This is a genomic window from Priestia sp. BR_2 (assembly GCF_041954005.1).
Lineage (GTDB): Bacteria > Bacillota > Bacilli > Paenibacillales > Paenibacillaceae > Paenibacillus_AQ > Paenibacillus_AQ lautus_A.
In genome coordinates, this window is sequence record NZ_JAVFHM010000062.1 from 1 (window position 1) to 773 (window position 773).

Annotated in this window: 1 protein-coding gene; it reads left to right on the plus strand. The window is 32.7% G+C overall.

The features are described 5' to 3' along the window. Positions 1 to 184 precede the first annotated feature (184 nt). On the plus strand, positions 185 to 773 hold a 589-nt coding region (locus RB298_RS01240), incomplete at its 3' end, for a hypothetical protein (RefSeq protein ID WP_486045371.1).

Sequence of the window (773 nt, forward strand, 5' to 3'; positions counted from 1 at the left end):
GCTCATAACCCGAAGGTCGCAGGTTCAAATCCTGTCCCCGCAACCAAATTATCTTTTATACATACTTGAATATATCATTACTATCCTTAGGCATAGCCTAAGGATTTTTTGTTTGGCTATATTTATAAACACTTGTTTAGGTTATGATATAAGATAGTGATGCAGATTAATCAGGAGGTTTTTTATGTTACAAAGTAATATTCAAACTTATATTGAAAAAGAAATGAACGTTCAGGGTCAATCTTTATCTCTATACCAGGAAGAAAAGGAATATGCGTTGCAAAAAGAGTTGGTATCGCAAAACCTGATGATAGAAGAAAAAGAGGCATCTTCACGTTTTAAAGATTCTTATATCGAAAGAGTAGATAAAGAAACGGACGAGCTGATCGCAGAAGAATCTCCTCTTTCGTTTTTAGATACTCCTCTTTCTTACTTGAAAGAACATAGAAGTGAATTTCTATATGTAGAATCAAAATGGTTTGAATTTATTAAGCTTGATGGATGTTCTTTTGAAGTGGATGATGTGTTTGGCACATATAAAGTATTAACGGGTTTACATATGCAAAAAAAATTCGGTTCTGTACTAAAACAATTTTTTGCTAAAGTGCTTAATGAAAGCCCAACAAGCGTCCAGCTTTTATTTAATGATAAAGATGGATTATGGGATGTGAATATTGAGTTAGATGCTATAAAAGAGTTTGATGAAAAAATGTCAATAGGTGAAGCTCTTGTTCTTACATATCGCTTTTTCTTTCATCTAGTGGAGTATGTAG